Below are 20,894 nucleotides of genomic sequence, written 5' to 3'. Positions count from 1 at the left end.
CGCATCGCCGCGGCGGGGTCACTCAAAACCAACAATCCATATCGAATGGGTGGGGAGAACGACATGCAACACCGTGCCAACCAGCAGACCCGGCTGATGCGCTACGCGCTGTCGGCCGCGATCGCCGCGATCCTCGCGCCGGGCCATGCGCTGGCCCAGGACGCGCAGCCCGCGCCGACCGCCGCACCGGCCGCCGACGCCTCGGCCACCACGCTCGACGCGGTCGTGGTCAGCGGCACCGCGCGCTTCAAGGGCGTGCGCAAGCGCGACGCCAGCTTCTCGATCACCACCGCCTCGCTCGAGCAGATCCAGGAAGCGGTGCCGCTGAGCACCGCCGACGCGCTCAAGGTCGTGCCCGGCGTGTGGGCCGAATCGGCCGGCGGCAGCACCGGCGCCAACATCTTCGTGCGCGGCATGCCGTCGGAAGGCGACGCGCCGTTCGTGACCGTGCAGATGGACGGCGCGCCGCTGTTCCCGCCGCCGACCCTGTCGTTCCTGGAGAACTCCACGCTGTTCCGCATGGACGACACCATCGAGCGCATGGAAGTGCTGCGCGGCGGCCCCAGCCCGATCTTCTCCAACGGCCAGCCCGGCGCGACGGTCAACTTCATCCAGAAAAAAGGCGGCGAAGAGCCGGCCGGCAGCGTGCGCCTGGGCCTGGGCAGCGACGGCTTCCGCCGCGTGGACCTGTTCAACAGCGGCAAGCTCGCCGACGGCTGGTACTACAGCGTCGGCGGTTTCTACCGCACCACCGACGGCGTGCGCGACACCCAGTTCCCCGCGGACAAGGGCGGCCAGCTCAGCGCGACCCTGACCCACAGTTGGGAAACCGGCGAGATCACCGTCTACGCCCGCCACACCGACGACAAGAACGCGTTCTTCACTCCGATCCCGCTGCTGTCGCGCGACAACGGCTCCAGCCTGTCGAGCTTCCCGGGCCTGGACGCGCAGACCGGCACCCTGCTCGGCAACGATTTCCGCCACGTCACCATCCCGACCGGCCGCGGCACCAGCATCAGCCGCGACCTCGCCGACGGCCGCGGCATCAACCTCGACGTGTTCGGCGCGTCGATGGACTTCTACGTCGGCGACTGGACCATCAGCGACCGGGTCAACTTCGTCACCGGTTCGGCGCCGACCAACGGCCTGTTCACCGGCGCCAGCCCGCAGACGCTGTCGTCGTTCATCGCCGGCTACGGCAGCGCCGGTACCGCGACCTACGTCAACGGCGGCGGCGCGGTCGATCCGAACCAGCAGGTGCTCACCGCCGGCTTCTGGGTGGTCGACAAGGAGATCGAGTCGTTCACCAACGACCTGCGCTTCAGCAAGGACCTGTTCGAAGGCAACACGCTGACCGCCGGCGTCTACTTCGCCAAGTATTCCTCCAAGGACACCTGGTACCTGGGCAACAACATGCTGTTGACCGCGCAGAACAACGCGCGGCGCATCGACCTGACCCTGGCCGACGGCCGCCAGGTCACCCGCGACGGCTTCACCGGCACCTCGTTCTTCTCCCTGCGCGGCGACTACGACGGCCAGAACACCGCGGTGTTCGTCGCCGACGAATGGCAGGTCAACGATCGGCTGCGCCTGGACGGCGGCATCCGCTACGAGTGGCAGCAGGTCGACGGCACCGTGCACGACACCGCCACGGTCGACCTGGACGGCAATCCGAACACGCTCTACGACAACGCCACCTCGATCTCGCTGCCGAGCTCGCGCCGCATCGACCAGGACGACAAGCATTTCTCCTGGACCCTGGGCGCGAACTACAAGCTCACCGAAAACGCCAGCGTGTTCGCGCGCGCCAACTCGGGCTACAAGCTGCCGGCGTTCGACAACCTGCGCGACGGCAACACCAAGGTGCAGGAGATCGACCAGTACGAACTGGGCTTCAAGTCCGGCAGCCAGAGCTACGACCTGTACCTGACCGCGTTCTACAACAAGTTCACCAACTCGCCGTTCCAGGCCTTCCTCGAGGACGGCACCAACTTCACCACCGTCGGCGATTCGCGCGCCTACGGCGTGGAAGTCGAAGGCGCGTGGCGTCCGGTCGGCGGCCTGGAACTGGCGCTGACCGGCGTGTGGCTGGACGCGCAGTACGAGAACTACCGCGAGTTCACCGGCAACCAGGTGATGCGCCAGCCCAAGCAGCAGTTCCGCTTCACCCCGAGCTATTACTGGACGCTGCCGTTCGGCGACCTGAAGGTGTTCGCCACGTATTCGCGCATCGGCGATCGTTATGCCGATCTGGCCAATACCCAGAAGCTGCCGTCGTACCACACGCTGGATGTCGGCGCGAACCTGCACGTGGGCGAGAACTGGGAACTGGCGGTGACCGGCAGCAACGTCAGCAACGAGCTCGGGCTGACCGAGGGCAATGTGCGCGTGCCGGGCGCGGCCACCGGCGGGGTGTTCATGGGGCGGCCGATCGCGGGACGGTCGTACCTGTTCTCGGCGGCGTACAAGTGGTGAGGGGCTGAAACCGCCCTCATCCGGCCCTTCTGGCCACCGCCGATCAAAATCGTATCGGGGGCCGGCTCTTCTCCCGCGGGCGGGGTGAGGCGCCGCGCTTGCGGGCCACCGGCCCGCGCGGCGCCGAACGCCCGAACGCTCCGCGTTCGGGCCGGGGAACGCCGTCGGAGCGGGACGAGTCTCGCTCTGGCGGCTCCCATGCCGCACGATCCATCCGCAGCCCCCGTCCTCCCGGAGCCCGCATGACCGCCGCCCCCGCCCACCGCCGCCGCATGATCGCGGCCATGATCCTGACCTACATGATGTTCGGGGTCCTGCTCAACAGCGTCGGCACGGTGATCCTGCAGTCGATCCAGGGCTTCGGCATCGACAAGGCCCAGGCCAGCATCCTGGAAGCGTTCAAGGACCTGCCGATCGCGGTGGTGTCGTTCCTCACCGCTTCGCTGTTGCCGCGGCTGGGCTATCGCCGCTCGATGATGATCGGGCTCGGCCTGGTCCTGCTCGCCTGCGCGCTGATGCCGCTGCTGGCTTCGTTCTGGATGACCAAGGCGTTGTTCATCGCCACCGGCGTGGCCTTCGCCCTGGTCAAGGTCTCGGTGTATTCCTCCATCGGCCTGCTCACCGAAGGCAAGCAGGCCCACGCCAGCCTCACCAGCATCATCGAAGGCTGGTTCATGGTCGGCGTGCTCGCCGGCTACTGGATCTTCGCCTGGTTCATCGATCCGCAGTCGCCGGGCGACCCGGTCTGGCTCGACGTCTACTGGCTGCTGGCCGGCATCGCCGCGGTCATCCTCGCCCTGCTCGCCGGCGCGCGGCTCGACGAGAGCGCCGCGCGCGACGGCCACGCCGCGGCCGAGTCCTTCCTCGACATGTTCCGCCTGATCGCCCTGCCCCTGGTCGCCGCATTCCTGGCCTCGGCGTTCCTGTACGTGCTGATCGAACAGAGCGTGGGCACCTGGCTGCCGACCTTCAACCGCGAGATCCTGCACCTGCCGGCGAAGATGAGCGTGCAGGCGGCGAGCATCTTCGCCGTTTCGCTGGCGCTGGGCCGGCTCGCCGCCGGCCTGGCGCTGCGGCGCGTGCCCTGGCACTGGCTGCTGATCGGCTGCGTGCTGGCGATGGCCGCGCTGGTGTTGCTGGCGCTGCCGCTGGCGCGCGGCGCCCAGCCGCAAGCCGACATGAGCTGGACGAGCGCGCCGCCGGCCGCGTTCGTGTTCCCGCTGATCGGCTTGTTCATGGCGCCGATCTATCCGGCGATCAACTCGGTCGTGCTCAGTTCGCTGCCCAAGTCGCGGCACGCGGCGATGACCGGCTTGATCGTGGTGTTCTCCGCGCTCGGCGGCACCACCGGCTCGTTCGTCACCGGCCAGCTGTTCGCGCATATCGGCGGCAGCGGCGCGTTCTATCTGTCGTTGTTGCCGATGGCGCTGTTGGTGTTGGCGATCGCGGCGCTCCGGCGCCAATCCGCGCGCGCCGAAGCGGCCGTACCCGCCGCTGCCGCCTGACCGGCGGACTTGGCAGCGCAACGGCCCATGGCTATGCTCGCAGCGTGGCTATGGGCGTCCTTCCTTCTCTCTGAAACTAGGGTGCCCGCTTCCCACACGGCCCGCTTCGGCGGGCCCTTTCGTTGCGGTATTTCGAAGGAGCGCACGCGATGAACGGAATCTTCCTGCGCAGGAAAGGCAAGTTCCTGCTCAAGCCCGGCGATGGCGGCGCAAGCGCCATGCAGCTGGCGATGGTGCAGCAGGAATTGGAACAGCTCGGCTTCGCGCTCACGTCCGAGGCGTTGGAGCGCCTGGGCAGCCAGTCGCCGGAACAACTGGCGCGCGGCCTGCGCGAACTGCGTGCGACGCTGGCCAGGATGACCGGAGCACACCGCACGCTGCGTCCGCTGTTTCCCGACTTTCCGGCCGGCGTGCTGCGGGTGGAGGAAGCGCAGCTGTACCAGCGCGCGATGTTCCACTACGTCACCCGACTGCAATTGCACGAGATCGAGCCCGAACCTTCGCCGCCGCTGCGCGGCGGCCGTGCGCTGCGCCTGATCGGACTGGGCAGCGCCGAGGAGTTCGAAGCCATCTGCACCCGCTTGGCCGCCTCGCCGACCTCGCTGTCGCAACAGGACAAGGACGATCTGGCCTGGTTCATCGACCAGTACCGCGAGCAGGTGCTGCGGATGCTGCCCGAGCGCATCGCCTTCAAGGAAAATTTCGCCTTCATCGCCGCCGCGCTGCTGCGCCGCGCGCCGGGTCCCCGCAGCGAGGCGTTCGTACGCGAACGCCTGACCACCGCCACCGACGCGCTGCGCGTGGCGGTGGCCTGGAGCGCAGGCGACGTATCGCTGGCCGAGCCGACCCGTTTCGGACGCTTTCCCCGCGCGATGCGGCGCCTGTTGCTGCATGCGCTGGAAGCTTGCGGCGATCCCAGCGAAGACATGCTGCGCTGGAAGGAACGCTGGAAGCGCCTGGGCGAGCGCCTGCACCCGGGCGACTACCGCGAGCGTCTGCCAGCGACTTGGAACGCGTTCCAGACCTTGCGCGAGGACCGCCCGCTCGAAACCTTCAACGGCGCGATCGAACGCGAGTTGCGCCAGGGGCGCACCGATGCCGCCGCGCAGCGCCTGAGCGCGCGGCCCGGCGAGTTGGCGCGGCGCCTGGACCACCTGTTGCGCAGCGGCGCCGACCGCGACGCGGTGCTCGAGCGCTTCCGCGCCGCCGCCGCGCGGGTGTCGACGCCGGTGCTGCTGCAATTGCACAGCCACCTGCGCCACCGCGGCCGCGCACCGCTGCGGGTGTTCTTTCCCAAGGGCGACGCCGCGCGCGCCTGGGGCGCGCCGGACCGTCGCGCCGCGCTCCCCGACGGAGCCGCCGAAGCCGCCGCGGCGATATGCCGCGACGCCCTGATCGCGCGCTTCGCCGAGCGCGCACCGCTGGGCCCGTGCTGGATCGACCCCGCGCTGCGCGACCTGCGCGCGCCGCTGGCCCAACGCTCGGCTTCGCGCTCGCTGCGCACGCTGACCCGCGGCAGCCGCGTGGCCCTGCCGCAGACGCGCTTCATCCGCCTGTTCCTGTGGTGGAAGAACGGCCGCGGCCGTACCGACATCGACCTGTCGGCGGCGTTCTTCGACCGCGACTTCGGTTTCCTCGACACGGTGTCCTACTACAACCTGCGCGGCTACGGCGGCCACCACAGCGGCGACATCGTCGATGCGCCGCAGGGCGCGGCCGAGTTCATCGACCTGGATCTGCCGCGGCTGCGCGAATCCGGCGTCGGCTTCGTCGCGGTCAGCATCCACAGTTTCACCGAACAACCCTATTGCGACCTGCCCGAATGCTTCGCCGGCTGGATGGCGCGCAGCGACATCGCCTCGGGCGAGCCGTTCGAGGCGCGGACCGTGCACGACCGCGTCGACTTGGCGTCGAAGCAGAACAGCTGTATGCCGTTCGTACTCGATCTGGAGCGCAACCAGGCGGTGTGGTGCGACCTCGGCATCGGCGGACGGCCGCGCTGGAACAACGCTGCCAATCAGCTGTCGGGCGTTTCGCTGATCCTGCGCGCGATGGAACACGACGCCGCACCGGACCTGTACACGCTGTTCGAACTGCATGCGCAGGCGCGCGGCAGCCTGGTCGCCGAACGCGCGCAGGCACAGACGGTGTTCGCCGAGGACGGCGACGTCAGCCCGTTCGATGTCGACCGGATTCGCGCCGAGTTCCTGTGACGCCCGGCGGCCCGGCTTTGGTGGGAGGGGCGTCAGCCCCGATGCTCTCTTTTCAGGTTTCGGCGATCTGAGACAAAAGCATCGGGGCTGAAGCCCCTCCCACAAACGCCGTCCCGCCCACGGATCAGCCGCGCACCACGCCCAGTTCGATCAGGCTGCGCGCGGTCGCCACCAACGCCTCTTCGGCGCTGCGCGGGTTCCAGCCGAGCACGCGTTTGGCCTTGGCGTTGCTGGCGTTCTTGCGATTGCCCAGGTCCGGCACGATCTGCCGCACCGCCGGGTCGGCCAGCGCGGCCAGGCGCACCAGCCAGTTCGGCAGTTCGCGCGTGGGCGCCTTGCGCGCGGCCACGCCGAGGTTGCGCCGCAGCAGCGCGGCCATCTCGCTCACGCTGAGGAAATCGCCGGCGGTGGCGAGGAAGCGTTCGCCGCGCGCGGCCGGGTCGGTCATCGCGCGCAGGTGCAGGTCGGCGACGTCGCGCACGTCGACCACGCCGAAATGCAGTTTCGGCGCGCCCGGCAAGGCGCCGTCGAGCAGCCGCTTCACCAGCAGGATCGAGGTCGCGTAGTCGTCGCTGAGCACCGGGCCGAAGATGCCGACCGGATTGACCACGGCCAGCTCCAATCCGCCGCCCTCGCCGGCGACGAATTCCCAGGCGGCGCGCTCGGCCAGGGTCTTGGACTTGACGTAGGGCGCCAGCGGCGCGGCGGTGTCGCTCCACACGCTTTCGTCGAACGGCGCCGGGCGCGGCGGATGGCCGTAGCCGACCGCGGCGAAGGACGAGGTCAGCACCACCCGGCGCAGGCCGGCGTCGCGCGCGGCGCGCAGGACCCGCAACGTGCCCTCACGCGCCGGCGCGATCAGTTCGTTCTCGTCGCGCGGAATCTCGGCAGGGAACGGCGAGGCCACGTGCAGGGCGTAGTCGCAACCGGCCGCCGCGGCGGACCAGCCCTCGTCGCGGCGCAGGTCGGCGGCGTGCAGGCTGAGCCGGTCGCCGGCGTCGACGCCCGCGCGCGCCAGCGCCGCGCGCAGCTGCGGCTCGCGCGCGGGATCGCGAACCGTGGCGCGCACGCGGTGGCCGGCGGCGAGAGCCTGGGCGATGCAGCGGCTGCCGAGGAAGCCGGTGCCGCCGGTGATCAGGATCGTCGCGGGGGCGATGGATGAGGCGCTGGCGTTCATCGCCGCAGCCTAGCGCAGGCCGGCGGCGGCAGCGAGCGCGCCGCGGCGGCGCCTGTAGGAGCGACGCGAGTCGCGACCGCGACAACGCAACTACGCCGTGACTGTCGTCGTAGCTGCGTTGTCGCGGTCGCGACTCGCGTCGCTCCTACAGGGGGGCGATCTATTTCTTCGGTTCTTCCAGCAGCACGTACTCGCCCTTGGGGCCGACCCGCTTGCCGCCGGCGCGCGCGCACAGGGCGCCGTCGCAACGGGTCAGCGCGCCGTTGCGGGTGGCCTCGACGATGTCGCGGGCGAAGTCGGCGCGCTGGATCTCGCGCATCGACTTGTGGATGTAGAACCAGCTGCCGCCGACCGCCAGGATCGAGCCGACCAGCAGCGCCAGCACCGCCTTGTACAACAGGATCTGCTGCGAACGCTCCAGCGCCATGCGCTGGTCTTCCAGCGCCTTGGCCGCGCGCTGGGTCAGCTCGACGCTCTCGCGCAGCTGCGCGCCGGCGCTGCCGAAGGCCTGCTCGACGCCGCGGCCGATGGCTTCGTGGGCCTGGTTCTGGACCACGCCGATCAACTGCTGGGCCAGCTCCTGGGCGCCGGCGCCCATGCCGATCGCGGCGCGATGCAGTTCGTCGGCGCTGCGGTCCACGTGCTGGACCGCGCGCTCGCTTTGTTCCTGCAGGTGCTGGGCGAACACCGCGAGGTCCGCGGCCAGTCGTTTCAGGTCTTGCGCGTCCTGCACGGGAGTCTCCGCGTAATAGCCCTGCCCGCTCATCACAGGCCCGGTGCGCGCGGCGGCTGCGCCGGAGCGTCGGGCTGCGGCGGCGGCAGCCGCTGCGCGTCCGCCGGATCGGGTTGCTGCCGCGCCTGCGCCTGCTGCGGCTGCGCTTGCTGCTGCGGCTGCGCTTGCTGCGGCGGTTGCGCCTGCTCGGCGTTGAGCTGCTGGTAGCGCTCGCGCCCGGCCTGCAGCCAGTTCTGGGTTTCCGGCGCCTGGGCGTGATCGCGGGTGGCGTCGCGGAACGCGGCGGCATCGCCGTTGCGCGCGGCGTCGATCATGCGGGCGAAGTTGCGCTCGAAATCGTTGCCCTGCGCGGTGCCGCCCTGGCCCAGCGCGGCCGGTCCCTGCGCCCTGAGCCCGCCCTGGACGATAGCGGGTTCCTGGCCGCCCGGCGCCGGCCCGATCGGCACCGGCCGGCGCGCGAAGCGCGCGCTCATGTCCTCGTCGATGGCTTCCTTGCGGTTCGGATCGGCGACGCTGTGGTCCTTGACCTGCTGCTTGCTCGCGACCGTCTCGATCCGGTCGCGCTCGCCGTCGCGGAAGCCGAAGGTGGTGTAGAAGACCTGGTGCTGGTCGGAGCGGTGCACCACGTTGAGCTTGGGATCGTTCGGCTCGGCGCGCTTTTGCAGGTAGGGCTGGTCGCTGAGGCTGTTGAGGTAGTCCACCATCAGGTTGCCGCTGCGGATCGACAGGCCGTTGAGCTCGTAGCTGCCGCCGATGTTGCTGTGCGCGCCGCCGACGGTGACGTTGAGGAAGCGCTGGTCCTCGGTATGCCCCTCGCGCAGGATGCTGGTCGACTTGAACTGGTCGCGGCGCTCGTCCTGGGCGGTGACCTGGAAGCCGGACATCACCGACGGCGGCAGGCGCCGGTCGTGCTTGCGCGGCTCGCCGGTGCCGACCGGATCGAACAGGCCGACCGCCTGCGCGACCTGTCCCGGCGGCTCCAGCGGCGCGTTGCGGTAGGTCGGAGGCGCGGTGATGTTGCCGTCCTTGTCCTTGACGTAGACCGCGCCGGCCGGGTCCTGGATGCCGCGCTCGTGGACCAGGCGCGAGAACGCGGCCTCCTGCTCGGCGCCGCGGCTGTAGCCGATGCCGGCCAGGCTGATCTTCGCCTGCGGGTCCTCGGCCTTCCATTCCTTGGCCTGCTCGATGAACTGCGCGTACATCTTCTCCAGGCGCGGATCGAAGCTGCGGCCGGTGGCGCCGTCGACGGTGCGCTCGTACCAGCCGCTCTGGGTGCCCGGGCCTTCGACGTAGCCGACGCCGATGTTGGCGTGCAGCCCGTTCTGCAGCTGCTTGGCGACGTCGGCCACGTTGGTGTGGTTCTTCGGGTCGGTGCCGTACATGCTGTTGCCGGTGCCGTCGAAGCAGGCCACGAACATGCGCGAATGCGGGTCGGCCGAATCCAGCAGCACCGGCGCCTGCAGCTGCGACAGCGCCTGGCTGGCCTGGACGTAGCTGTCCATCTGCTGCTGGTTGGCCGGATCGGTCCTCACTCCATCGGGATTCTTGCCACCGCCCATCGCGAACTCTCCTTGATCCTGCATGCGGTGCCGCGCGGCGCCCGGCGGGCGGCCTGTCGCGGCGTGATCGCGGCGCCGGTGCGCGCCGCGTACGACTGATCGGGTGCCGCCCGCGCCGGCCGGCGGCGCGCGGCGGCGGTCAGTAGGTCTGCGAGAACACCCGCACCAGGTCGGCGCGGAAGTTGCTGTTGGGATTGGCCGGATCGCGCGGCCGCTTCAACGCGATCATGCTGCGCATGTAGACGTTGATGGTGCGGTCGTTCACTTCCAGGATGATTTCCGGGTCGTTGAGGCTCACGCCCTCGGCCATGTCCTCGCGCGCGACTTCATGCCGCACCAGCCCGTCGGCGAAAATCGCGGCGATGTCGATGCTGGCGCGGTGCTCGCTCTTGTCCTTGGCGCGCCAGGTGACCTCGGCCGGGCCGGGGAAGTTGGCGATGTCCAGGTGCGCGGCCTTCATCCGCTGCGGGTAGGCGGCGCCGAACGAGGCCGCGGACGCGCTCTGCCGCTCGCGATCCTCCTGGCCGTGCGGGAAACCGTTGTAGACGATGCTGCAGCCCCAGGTATCGAAGCAGAAGCCGCCGAAGCGGTGGCGCTGGAAACGCAGCGGCCATTGCGCGGCGGCGGCTTGCGCGCCTGCGGACGGATCGGGTGCGGCGGTGCTGGACATGGCGGTTTGGCATCCTGTTGCGGCGAATAGGGCAAGCAGCGCGGCCACGGCGCGGACGCGGCGCGCCGCGGCCCGCGAGGGCGGCAGCGGCGCCGGGCGACGGCCGGGCGCGGACGGTTTGTCCATCGGGGTCCCTCCAAGGTTCCGGCCACCGGCTTCGCCGGGACGATGCGGCGGCGGCGCGGGCAATTCCCCATTACCTGCCGCCCATTGCCTGCCGCCGATTGCTGCCGCGCGCGAGTGTCGCCGGAACACTCGCCCTCAGTTTGCACGCAATCGGCGACAAGACTCAACCTGTATGCGGCGATCCAGGCGCCAGCGGAGCCGATCGTGCGCGCATGCAGCGTGCATCGCCGAACCAGACGCAGCGCGCGCCGGCGTTGCCGCCGCCGTCGCCGGATGTCGCCGGCCACGGTCCGCCGCGCTCGCGCCGCGCGCGTTTTCGCCCAGCCGGGCAAAGCCGCGGGCGTGCCCACGCTCACAACCGCGATGTGATCGCGCCTGAACTCATGCGATATTGCGACGCAGCGTGATTCGCTGTCGCGCGTATGCCAGAAAGCGCCGTGACAATCGTCGCGATCGTTTGACCGACCCGCGCGGCGGCCCCCGCCGAAGCGCGACCGCCCTCGGAGAGTCCGGCGCAAGCCTTTGAATGAGCAAGCAAATCCTCAACGCGGGCCACACCAAGGCGCGCCTGCTCGAAGCCGCCGAGGCGCTGTTCGTCGAACACGGCTTCGAAGCCATGTCGCTGCGCCAGATCACCACCCTGGCCGGCACCAACCTGGCTGCGGTCAACTACCACTTCGGCGGCAAGGAAGGGCTGATGCAGGCGCTGCTGCACTCGCGCCTGGACCGGCTCAACCAGGAACGCCTGCGCCTGCTGGCCGCGTGCGAGCGGCGCTACGGCAGCGACGGCATGGACGCCTCGGCGGTGCTGAGCGCGCTGTTCGTGCCGGCGCTGCGCATGAGCCGCGCCAGCGAGGACGGCAGCGGCTTCGTGCGCCTGCTCGGGCGGGTCTACAGCGATCCCTCGCCGTTCGTGCGCAACTACCTGCGCGAACACTACCAGCCGATCTTCGGCCGCTTCTTCGAAGCGTTCGCGCGGGCCCTGCCGCAGGTCTCGCGCAACGAATTGGGCATGCGCCTGCACCTGTGCCTTAAGGCGCTGTCGGGGTTGCTGGCCGGGGAGAGCCTGGACGAGCTGATCGCGTCCTTGTGCATGGGCGAGAAAGTCAGCGACGCGCTGATGCTGGCGCGCCTGATCAGCCTGATCTCGCCGACCCTGACCGCGCCGTTCGGCGACCGCGAGCAGATCGCCCAGGTCGAGCGCGTGGTGCTGCTGGCCGACGACGCCGCGGCTGCGGCCGACGCGCAGGCGCTGGGCGCGGGCAAGCCGCCGGGGGTGTTGCCGCCGTGGGCGGTGGAGACGATGGAGATGTGAGCGACGGGTTCGGGAACCGTCGCGGGTTGCCGCGGCGGAAGATCGAAGAGCGAACGTCAAGATGGGTTCCGGCTTTCGCCGGAATGACGGGTAGGACGGAGCGGCCTCAGCGGGGCTCCCCACTCACCGTCATTCCGGCGAAAGCCGGAACCCATTTCGATTTTCGCTTCCGATTCTTCGCCTTGGACGCTCACGCCGGCGCCTACAACCGCAACTCGCTCTGGCGATCGAAGAAATGCATGCGCTCGGCCGCATACGACAGGTGCACGGTGTCGCCGGCCTGCGGCAGGTGGAACGGCGGCAGCCGCACGACCAGGTCGCAGCCGCCGCAGCCGAGGTTGAGGAAGGCCTCGTTGCCGACCGGCTCGACCACTTCGACCTTGGCCGGCAGGGTGTCGGGCCCGGCGTCGGCCAGATGCAGGTCCTCCGGGCGCAGGCCGACCATCAGCTCGCGGCCGAGGTAGCCGCGCACCTTCTCCAGCAGTTCGCCCTGCGGGCGCAGGCGCAGCTGCACGCCCTCGCCGATCTGCAGGTGCAGGCCGTCGTCGCGCTCGACCACCGGCCCCCACAGGACATTCATCTTGGGGCTGCCGAGGAAGGTCGCCACGAACAGGTTGACCGGCCGGTTGTAGAGTTCCATCGGCGTGTCGATCTGCTGGATCTTGCCTTCCTTCATCACCACGATGCGATGGCCGAGGGTCATCGCCTCGACCTGGTCGTGGGTGACGTAGACCATGGTGGTGCCGAGTTGGCGGTGCAGGCGCGCGATCTCCACCCGCATGGTCATGCGCAGCTTGGCGTCGAGATTGGACAGCGGCTCGTCGAGCAGGAACACCTGCGCCTTGCGCACCAGCGCGCGGCCGAGCGCGACGCGCTGGCGCTGGCCGCCCGACAGCGCGGCCGGCTTGCGCTCCAGCAACGGCTCCAGTTCCAGCATCGCCGCCGCCTCGCCGACCTGGCGGGCGATCTCGGCCTTGCCCAGGCCGCGCAGTTTCAGGCCGAAACCGAGGTTCTCGGCCACGGTCATGTGCGGGTACAGCGCATAGCTCTGGAACACCATGGCGATGTCGCGGTCTTTCGGCGGCACCTGGTTGACCAGGCGCTCGCCGATGCGCAATTCGCCGCCGCTGATGGTTTCCAGCCCGGCGATCATCCGCAGCAGGGTCGACTTGCCGCAGCCCGACGGACCGACCAGCACCAGCAGTTCGCCGTCGGCGATGTCGAAGCTGGCGTCGGCGACGCCGACGTAGCCGTTGGGATAGACCTTGCGCAGATGCTGCAGACTGACCTTCGCCATGAATTCTCCCGACTGAGCGACCGGGCGGTGCATTCGGCCGCGCCCTGGGCTATTCTGCCCATGTAAACGTTTTCATGCACGCCCTGGCGCGGATCGCGCCCGGGGCCCGGCCCGCCTCGGAGACCCGCCCGCGATGACCGACCGCCCCGCCGTCGCCGCGATGTCCGTACCGCGCGGCGGTGCCGTCGCGCGCTTGCGCGGGCAGCGCGACGGCGAGCGCGGCGCGCGCGATCGGCGCGGCGGCGGCCACGACGAATGCGCCCGGCGCCCGTGCGGCCCCGCTGCATGCAACCGGCGCGGGCGCGGCCAGAATGGCACGCCGTCCGGGTCTTCGTCGCCGCATGCGCATCGGATCGCGCGCCCGCTACGGCGCGGCGCGGCGCCGCGGACCCGCGCGCAATGGCAGGCCCCGCGCCCGACGCATCCGCCGACACGCTCGCCGCCGCGCCCGCCGCCGTGATTGCGCGGGCAAGGTTCGCCCGCCGCCCAGGCAGCGACTATGCTTGGACGCCGGCCGCGAACGCCACTCGCGCCGCCCTCACGCGGCGTCCGGCCTCCCCCCTTTCTTCTTGGTCCGTCCGCTCCATGCACGACACTCTGCTGCTGTTCGGCGCCACCGGCGATCTCTCCCAGCGCTATCTGTTCCCGTCGCTGGTCCACCTGGGGCGCGACCGCCTGCTGCCGGCCACGCTGCGCATCGTCGCGGTCGGCCGCCAGGAGCACAGCGACGAAGAGTTCCGCGCCTGGCTGCGCGAACGCATGGCCGCCGAGGTCGCCGACGATCCGGGCATCGTCGAGGACCTGCTCGCGCGCATGCATTACGTGTCGGTCGACCTGCGCGACGAGGCGGCCATCGCCGCGGCGCTGTCGGCCTATGCCGACCGCCCGAGCGTGAGCTACCTGGCGACCCCGCCCGACCTGTTCGTGCCCTGCGCCAAGGGCCTGAAGGCCGCCGGCCTGCTCGAAGGCGAGTCGCGGCTGGTGCTGGAAAAACCCATCGGCCGCGACCTGGCCTCGGCGCGCGAGATCAACGCCGCGCTGCGCGCGTGCCTGGACGAATCGCGGATCTTCCGCATCGACCATTACCTGGGCAAGGCCGCGGTGCAGAACCTGCTCGCGCTGCGCTTCGGCAACACCTTGCTGGAAGCGGTGTGGCAGCACCGCTGGATCGAGTCGGTCGACATCTTCGTCGGCGAGACCGCCGGCGTGGACGGCCGCGAGGGCTATTACGCCGGCTACGGCGCGCTGCGCGACATGGTCCAGAACCACATGCTGCAGTTGCTCGCGCTGATCGCGATGGAGCCGCCGTCGGCGCTGGACGCCGATTCGATCCGCGACGAGAAGCGCAAGGTGCTGCGCGCGCTGCGCCCGGTCACGACCGCCGACGCGGCCCAGCGCACGGTGCGCGGGCGCTACAGCGCCGGCGTGGTCGAGGGCCGCGCGGTCAAGGGCTTCGTGCACGAGTCGCCGGTGGAGACTTTCGTCGCGGTCGAAACGTTCATCGACAACTGGCGCTGGGCCGGCGTTCCGTTCCGTTTGGTCACCGGCAAGCGCCTGGCCGAGCGCGCCACCGAAGTGGTGGTGTCGTTCCGGCCGACCTCGCACTGGCTGTTCGAACGCCCGCGCCGCGGCCGCGAACGCCCCAACCGCCTGCGCATGCGCCTGCAGCCGGACGAAACCATCGAACTGGGCCTGATGGGCAGCCTGGCCGCGCCGGAATGGGGCGCGCTGGAGCTCAAGCCGATGTCGCTGGACCTGTCGATGTCGGGCTCGCCGCAACGGCGCATCGCCTACGAGCGGCTGATCGTCGACGCGCTGCGCGGCAACCAGACCCTGTTCGTGCGCGACGACGAAGTCGAGGCGGCGTGGCAGTGGATCGACAGCATCGAGCACGCGTGGAGCGAAACCGCGCAGCCGGCGTTGGAGTATCCGGCCGGCTCCTGGGGCCCGGCCGAGGCCGAACGCTTCCTGCCGCCCACCAACGGCGGCCCCCATTCCAACCGCACCGGCGGAGGAGCGGCATGACCGGCGCGTTGTTGGCCGATATCGGCGGCACCAACGCCCGCTTCGCCCTCGCCGCTTCCGACCCGTCCGCGCCGGCGCTGCTGCCCGACAGCGTGCAGGTCTACGCGGTCGCCGACTTCCCGTCGCTGGCCGACGCCGCGCGCCATTATCTCGACAAGGTCGGCGCCGCGCCGAGCCACGGCGTGTTCGCGGTGGCCGGACGCGTCGACGGCGACGAGGCGCGGATCACCAACCATCCGTGGGTGATCTCGGCCGAACGCACGCGCATCGCACTGGGCCTGACCCGGATCGACCTGGTCAACGACTTCGCCGCGCAGGCGATGGCGGTGTCTTTGCTCGGCGTCGGCGACGTGGTGCCGATCGGCGGCGTGCGCTGGCACGGCTGGAACGACAGCGGCGACCGCACCTACGCGATCATCGGCCCGGGCACCGGCCTGGGCGTGGGCGCGCTGCTGCGCCGCGACGGCCGCTTCTATCCGCTGCAGACCGAAGGCGGCCACGTCAGCTTCGCGCCGAACAATCCCGAGGAGATCGACGTCCTCAAGCGCCTGTCCGGCGAGTTCGGGCGGGTCTCGAACGAGCGCCTGATCAGCGGCAGCGGCCTGGTCAACCTGCACCGCGCGCTGAGCCAGATCGCCGGCGAAGACCCCGGCCCCTTGCAGCCGCAGGACATCACCGCGATGGCGCGCGAAGGCGACGTGCGCTGCCTGCGCGCGATCGACGTGTTCTGCGCGGTGTTCGGCGCCGCCGCCGGCGATCTGGTGCTGACTCTCGGCGCCTGGGACGGCGTGTTCCTGCCCGGCGGCCTGGTGCCCAAGCTGATGCCGTGGCTCGCGCATTCGGGCTTCCGCCAGCGCTTCGAGCACAAAGGCCGGTTCTCGCCGACCATGGCGCGCGTGCCGACCCTGGCGGTGACCCACCCGCAGCCCGGCCTGCTCGGCGCCGCCGCGCTGGCCGCGCAGTGCGCGTTGAAAGCCGCCGCGTAGCTGCGGCGCAGCGTCCGCAGCAGCGGCGCAAGCCGCCGCCCCGGGCAGCCGCTCTCCCCAAAACCCGTCATTCCGGCGAAAGCCGGAATCCATTTTGACTTTGCTCTTGATGGGGCCAACCCAAAGCAAGATCAAAATGGGTTCCGGCTTTCGCCGGAATGACGGCGTGGAGCTTCGCTGAAACCACGGCGCGGAGGTTTCCGCTTTCGCTGGAATCGCGACGAAGCGATTCCGGCTTGTCGAACGAAGCCGACGCGATTCCGGCCCGTCGATCGAAGCTTTGAACATCGACCGGCACGATCCGAATGCCACGCCCGAACCCGGCGCCTCCCGTCCTTGCCCGCCTTAACGCGCAATCCAACCGCCCGCACATGAGGCATCAGTCACATTCACTCAGCACACCGGCTTAAACCCGCGCATGCGAAGATCGCCGCATGCTCGACGACCCCACTCCCGTCCCGCACGACCCCGCCCAGCCGGAGGCCGCGCCGTATCGCTGGCACGAGCATCGCAATGCCGATGCCTGGGTCTGGGCCTGCGCGGTGGCCATCGCCGCCGAACTGCGCCGCGACCTGGCCCGGCGCCCGCGTTCGCGCTTGCTGCTGTCCGGCGGCACCACCCCCGCGCCGGTGTACCGCGCGCTGGCGCGCGCGCCGCTGGACTGGGCGCGGGTCGACGTGGCCCTGGTCGACGAACGCTGGCTGCAACCCAGCGATCCCGACAGCAACGCCTGGCTGGTGAAGCAGAACCTGCTGCGCGACAACGCGGCGATGGCGCGCTTCGAATCGCTGACCCGCCCCGGCCACGGCATGGAGGAAGCCGTCGCCTTCGCCAACGCCCACGCCCGCCAGGACGTCTCCGCGGCGGTGTTGGGCATGGGCGAGGACGGCCACACCGCCTCGCTGTTCCCGGGCATGGCCGCGTTCGACCGGGTGCTGGCGTCGAAGCAGCCGTACGTGGCGATCGATGCCGGCGGCCTGCCCGGCGCGAAGCAATGGAGCAAGCGCATCAGCCTGACCCCGAACGGATTGGCGTATGCGCGCTCGCGGTTCCTGCTGATCCAGGGCCAGGCCAAGCGCGAGGTGTTCGCGCAGGCGCTGGCCGACGGCAATCCCAAGCGCTGGCCGGTGTTGCTGGCGATGCAGGGCGAGGTGGCGCTGGACGTGCATTGGTGTCCGTGAGCGCAGCGTCGTGGGAGTGGTTTCAGCCCCGATGCTTTCGTCCAAGACGCGGCGATCCGACTGGAAAGCATCGGGCCTGAAGGCCCTCCCACAACACCCGCAGCGAGCGTGGGCCTGAAGGCCTTCACACCCGGCCTGGCATCGACGCCGCGCTTTCCTGTGGGAGGGACTTCAGTCCCGACGCTTTCGTCCAAGACGCGGCGATCAGACCGAAAAGCATCGGACCTGAAAGCCCTCCCACGGGTCCTCGCGACTCATTCCACCTCGACCGTCACCCGCGCCGGCGTCCGCTCCAGCCGGAGTTCGCCGTCTTTCCATTCGCGCGCCTTGCCATCGACCAGCGTGCGCCCCGGCTTCGCCGGCAACGGCCACTTCAGCGCCAGTCCGCCCGGCGGCGCGCGCAGGCCGGCGTCGAGTTCGAACACCACCTGCGAACCCGAGCGGCGCAGGCGATAGCCCAGCGCTCCGTATGGCGTGCGCAGGCCCGAGACGGTCACGCCCTCGCCTTCCAGCCAGTCCGCCGGCACGCCCGCGGCCAGCACCAGCGACCGGTCGAGGTCGCGGGTGTAGGCGAACATCTCCAGCACCGAACGCACGTAATCCGATTCGACCCAGGCATGCGGCAGGTCGCCGACGAAGAACGGCTTGCGCGGCGTGCGCGATACCACTTCGGCCCACTGGTTCCAGCCGCGCGGCTGCTGGTCCTTGAAGAAGAAGTCCAGCGCCTCGTGCGCGCGCTCGCGCCAGCCCAGGCGCACGAAGCTGCCGACGGTGCGCAGCTCGTAAGGCGTGTAGTCCTTCCATTCGCGGCGGCCGTCGCGGCGGTCGACGAATTCCTTCCAGTAGCGCTGGAAGGTGTTGTCCAGCAACGGCTGCGGCAGCCAGCCCTGCTCGCCGCCGGGCGCCAGCGCGATGGTGGTCGAAGTGGCGTCGAAATCGCCGAGTTCGGCCGCGCCGGGAATGTAGTCGATGCCGTGGCGGCGGGCGGCGTGGCCGATGGAGGCGTACAGGTCGGCGCGGAACTGGTCGCGCGAAGCGGCGAACGCGCGCGCGTCCTCGTCCTTGCCGAGCCAGTGGGCGATCTCGACCGCGTCCTTGTAGCCGCGCAGCGCCCAGAAATTGTCCCAATACGAATGCATCGGCTTGGCCGAATAGCCTTCGTGGCTGATCGAGGCCGGCATCATTCCGTAGAAGGCCGGATCGCGCGCGCGGTTCGCCTCGGTGCGCTCGCTAGCGCGCAGCTGGTCCATGTAGCGCACCGCGCCGACCACGTGCGGCCACATCTGCCCGAGCAACTCGCGGTTGCGGTCGTAGCGGTATTGCTCGGCGATGGCGAAGATCAGCTCGCCGTGGCTGTCGTTCTCCGGCACCGGGTCGCTGCCGCGGTCGTCGACGCAGCACGGCACCTTGCCGTTGGCGAACTGGTACGGCGCGTACCAGCGCAGGAACTGCTCGGCCACGTCTTCGCGGCCCAGCCGCAGCAGGCCTTCGTTGATCATCGCGCCGTCGCGGATCCAGGCGCGCGCGTAGGAGCGCGTGCCCGGCTGCAGGCGCGGGCCGGTGCGGCTGATCAGCATGTGCGCGAGCGCGGTGCGCAGCGTATCGACCACGTGCCGGCCGGACGCGGGCACGCGCAGCTTGACCCGGTCGAGCTTGTCGCGCCATTGCTGCGCCACGACCCGCTGGCGCTCGGCGGCTTCGGCCAGATCGACGAAGCGGCCGTCGTCCTCGCCGATCAGCGCGCTGCTCCAGGCGAACTCGCGCGACTGCCCGGGCGCCAGCGTGACCCGATAGACCAGCGCGCCGGAGGCCATGGCGTTGCGGTCGTTGTCGACGCCGGTCGCGACCGAACCGCCGAAGCGGCGCAGGAACTCGGCCTGCGCGCTGCATTCGCCGCAGCGCAGTCGCCAGTCGGCCTGGGCCAGCAGCTTGACCACATCGCCATGGTCGAAGCTCGCCGCCAGCGTGGCGTCGGCCGCGCTGGCCTGGATCCGCCGCGCCGACACCCGCCCCTCGCCGCCTTCGACGCTGAAGCCGTGGCTGTCGGTGGTCAGGCTGCGGATGCGGCTGACGCCGCCGACCTGGCTCAGGAACTGGGTCGGCGGATTGACCTGCAGCGGCCGCAGCGCCAGCACGAACTGATAGGTGCGTTCGCGCTCGGTGTCGTTGCTGAGCCGGTAGCGCGCGATCAGGCGCGAGCCGCCGCCGCTGAGGCGGCGGTCGTCGGCGAACGCGGTGATGTCGAGCTTGAACTGCGGATGCCGCCAATGCGACGACGGGATCGGCAGGTAGCCGTCCTGCAGCGTCTGCGAGGTCCGCGCGTCGGCCCAGCCGACCAGCGCGTCGCCGCTGACCACGAACGGCTCCAGGCTGAAAGCGCCCTTGCCCACTTCGATCGCGCCGTCCTCGCCGATCAGCGCCTGGTCGGTGCCGCCGTCTACGCCGATCACGGTCCAGTACGGCTGCTCGCCGCTGAAGCCGCGCGGGAAGCGGCCGCGCGGCGCCTCGGCGGCGACGGCGCGGACGAAGTCGTTGGGCGTGGCGGCGAAGTCGAGCGGTTTCACTTCGAACTCGGCCAGCGCGATGTCGGCGCCGGGGCCGCCTTGCGCGGTCAGGCGCAGGTAGCGCGCCTGCGCTTCGGGCAGCGCGAGGTAGTCCGCACCGCCGTCGCCGTCGCCGAGCGCGGCGGCGTCGCGCCAACCCTGGCCGTCGTCGGACAGCGCCAGGCGATAGCTCGACGCGTAGGTCGCGCCGAGCCAGCGCAACACCACGCCGCCGAGCTCGCGCGAGCGGCCGAGGTCGAAGGTGAACTGCGGCGGCCGTGCCGGATCCAGCCGCGCGCGCCAGGCGGTGTCGCGCTTGCCGTCGACCGCGGCGCCCGCCGCGCCGCCGGGCAGCGCGCTGCTGGCGCTGGCGCGGCCGCTGTACGGCCCGCCCGGATCGACCGGCAGCGGCTGCATCGTCAGCGAATCGAAGCACACCGAGCCCTTGCCGCCGGCGCTGTTGTAGACGGTGAATTCGAGCTTGGCGCTGCGGCGCAGGCTCGGGTCCGGATCCGGACCCCAGGCGCGCGCGATATGCCGCTTCTTGTAGACCACCGGCGTCCATTGCCCGGGGTAGTCGTAGCGCGGCTTGTTGACCCACCACACGTTGTCGCCGCTGGCGTCGACCAGCTTGAACTGCAGGTCGTTGGCCGGCGAATCGCCGCGCAGTTGGAACGCGAACTGGTAGTTGTCGGGGTACTCCAGCGGCAGCTCGCGCTGCAGGCCGGCATAGCCGGAGACCCCGTTGAAATCGTAGTCCAGGCACAGCGCGGCGCCGTCGGCGCCTTCGGTCTTGCGCAGCGTGGCGGCGACCTGATCGGAAACGACGACCGTCCACGGCGCGGCGGATTCGAAGTCGTCGAGCATGCGCGGCGAAGCGACGGAGACGGCCGCAGATGCAGCTTGGGCGGAAGAGGCGAGCGCGAGCAACCCCGCCACCAACATCGCGCCCCATCGCGCCTGTCCAAACTTCCACACCGTCATTCCGGCGAAAGCCGGAACCCATTTTGTCGTCGCTTCCGCATCCCCCGCGACGAGGAGCGGTGAAGCAAGATCAAAATGGGTTCCGGCTTTCGCCGGAATGACGGA

General features: G+C 70.3%; 14 protein-coding genes. 7 read left to right on the top strand and 7 right to left on the bottom strand.

The window, feature by feature from the left end; genetic code table 11:
- Positions 1–63: 63 nt before the first annotated feature.
- The 3 genes from JHW41_RS11665 (at position 64) to JHW41_RS11655 (ending at position 6,193) form a co-directional block, all read left to right on the top strand.
- Positions 64–2,475 carry a TonB-dependent receptor gene (locus JHW41_RS11665; protein WP_250450056.1) on the top strand — a complete coding sequence of 804 codons (2,412 nt, stop codon included), beginning with the start codon at positions 64–66 and terminating at the stop codon, positions 2,473–2,475.
- 242 nt (positions 2,476–2,717) lie between these two features.
- Positions 2,718–3,980, top strand: coding sequence for an MFS transporter (locus JHW41_RS11660; protein ID WP_250450054.1), 1,263 nt, complete (start codon positions 2,718–2,720; stop codon positions 3,978–3,980).
- Between the two features lie 149 nt (positions 3,981–4,129).
- Positions 4,130–6,193 carry a TerD family protein gene (locus tag JHW41_RS11655; RefSeq protein ID WP_250450052.1) on the top strand — a complete coding sequence of 688 codons (2,064 nt, stop codon included), beginning with the start codon at positions 4,130–4,132 and terminating at the stop codon, positions 6,191–6,193.
- 124 nt (positions 6,194–6,317) lie between these two features.
- On the opposite strand, the gene JHW41_RS11650 is transcribed toward JHW41_RS11655, so the two are convergent.
- The 4 genes from JHW41_RS11650 to JHW41_RS11635 form a co-directional block, all read right to left on the bottom strand.
- Positions 6,318–7,370, bottom strand: coding sequence for an SDR family oxidoreductase (locus JHW41_RS11650; protein WP_250450050.1), 1,053 nt, complete (start codon positions 7,368–7,370; stop codon positions 6,318–6,320).
- A 160-nt stretch (positions 7,371–7,530) separates the two neighbouring features.
- Positions 7,531–8,103: a hypothetical protein gene (locus JHW41_RS11645; protein ID WP_138885052.1), complete on the bottom strand. Its 573-nt coding sequence runs from the start codon at positions 8,101–8,103 to the stop codon at positions 7,531–7,533.
- 32 nt (positions 8,104–8,135) lie between these two features.
- The gene (locus JHW41_RS11640; RefSeq protein WP_250450047.1) at positions 8,136–9,662 is read right to left on the bottom strand and encodes a T6SS phospholipase effector Tle1-like catalytic domain-containing protein; all 1,527 of its coding nucleotides are present in this window, start codon (positions 9,660–9,662) and stop codon (positions 8,136–8,138) included.
- 139 nt (positions 9,663–9,801) lie between these two features.
- The gene (locus tag JHW41_RS11635; RefSeq protein ID WP_057947801.1) at positions 9,802–10,332 is read right to left on the bottom strand and encodes a hypothetical protein; all 531 of its coding nucleotides are present in this window, start codon (positions 10,330–10,332) and stop codon (positions 9,802–9,804) included.
- Between the two features lie 652 nt (positions 10,333–10,984).
- Here JHW41_RS11635 and JHW41_RS11630 point away from each other — a divergent pair.
- A complete protein-coding gene (locus JHW41_RS11630) occupies positions 10,985–11,773 on the top strand; it encodes a TetR/AcrR family transcriptional regulator (RefSeq protein ID WP_250450045.1) in 789 nt (262 codons plus the stop codon).
- A 202-nt stretch (positions 11,774–11,975) separates the two neighbouring features.
- Here the strand turns inward: JHW41_RS11630 and JHW41_RS11625 are convergent, their stop codons facing one another.
- The gene (locus tag JHW41_RS11625) at positions 11,976–13,070 is read right to left on the bottom strand and encodes an ABC transporter ATP-binding protein (protein WP_057947803.1); all 1,095 of its coding nucleotides are present in this window, start codon (positions 13,068–13,070) and stop codon (positions 11,976–11,978) included.
- 585 nt (positions 13,071–13,655) lie between these two features.
- On the opposite strand from JHW41_RS11625, the gene zwf reads away from it, so the two are divergent.
- The 3 genes from zwf (at position 13,656) to pgl (ending at position 17,262) form a co-directional block, all read left to right on the top strand.
- Complete coding sequence (gene zwf / locus JHW41_RS11620; protein WP_250450043.1) at positions 13,656–15,095, top strand: glucose-6-phosphate dehydrogenase; 1,440 nt, start codon at positions 13,656–13,658, stop codon at positions 15,093–15,095.
- On the top strand, positions 15,092–16,081 hold the full coding sequence (glk, locus tag JHW41_RS11615; protein WP_057947806.1) for a glucokinase: 990 nt from the start codon (positions 15,092–15,094) through the stop codon (positions 16,079–16,081). The genes zwf and glk overlap by 4 nt, the downstream gene beginning before the upstream one ends.
- Before the next feature lie 434 nt (positions 16,082–16,515).
- A complete protein-coding gene (gene pgl / locus JHW41_RS11610; protein WP_078996275.1) occupies positions 16,516–17,262 on the top strand; it encodes a 6-phosphogluconolactonase in 747 nt (248 codons plus the stop codon).
- A 124-nt stretch (positions 17,263–17,386) separates the two neighbouring features.
- On the opposite strand, the gene JHW41_RS26890 is transcribed toward pgl, so the two are convergent.
- A complete protein-coding gene (locus JHW41_RS26890; protein ID WP_428995506.1) occupies positions 17,387–17,482 on the bottom strand; it encodes a hypothetical protein in 96 nt (31 codons plus the stop codon).
- 34 nt (positions 17,483–17,516) lie between these two features.
- Positions 17,517–20,750, bottom strand: coding sequence for a discoidin domain-containing protein (locus tag JHW41_RS11605; RefSeq protein WP_428995505.1), 3,234 nt, complete (start codon positions 20,748–20,750; stop codon positions 17,517–17,519).
- Positions 20,751–20,894 lie beyond the last annotated feature (144 nt).

The organism is Lysobacter enzymogenes, assembly GCF_023617245.1.
Taxonomy (GTDB): Bacteria; Pseudomonadota; Gammaproteobacteria; order Xanthomonadales; family Xanthomonadaceae; genus Lysobacter; species Lysobacter yananisis.
The sequence above is the reverse complement of the archived record's forward strand: the minus strand, read 5'-3'. Positions and strand labels throughout refer to the sequence as shown.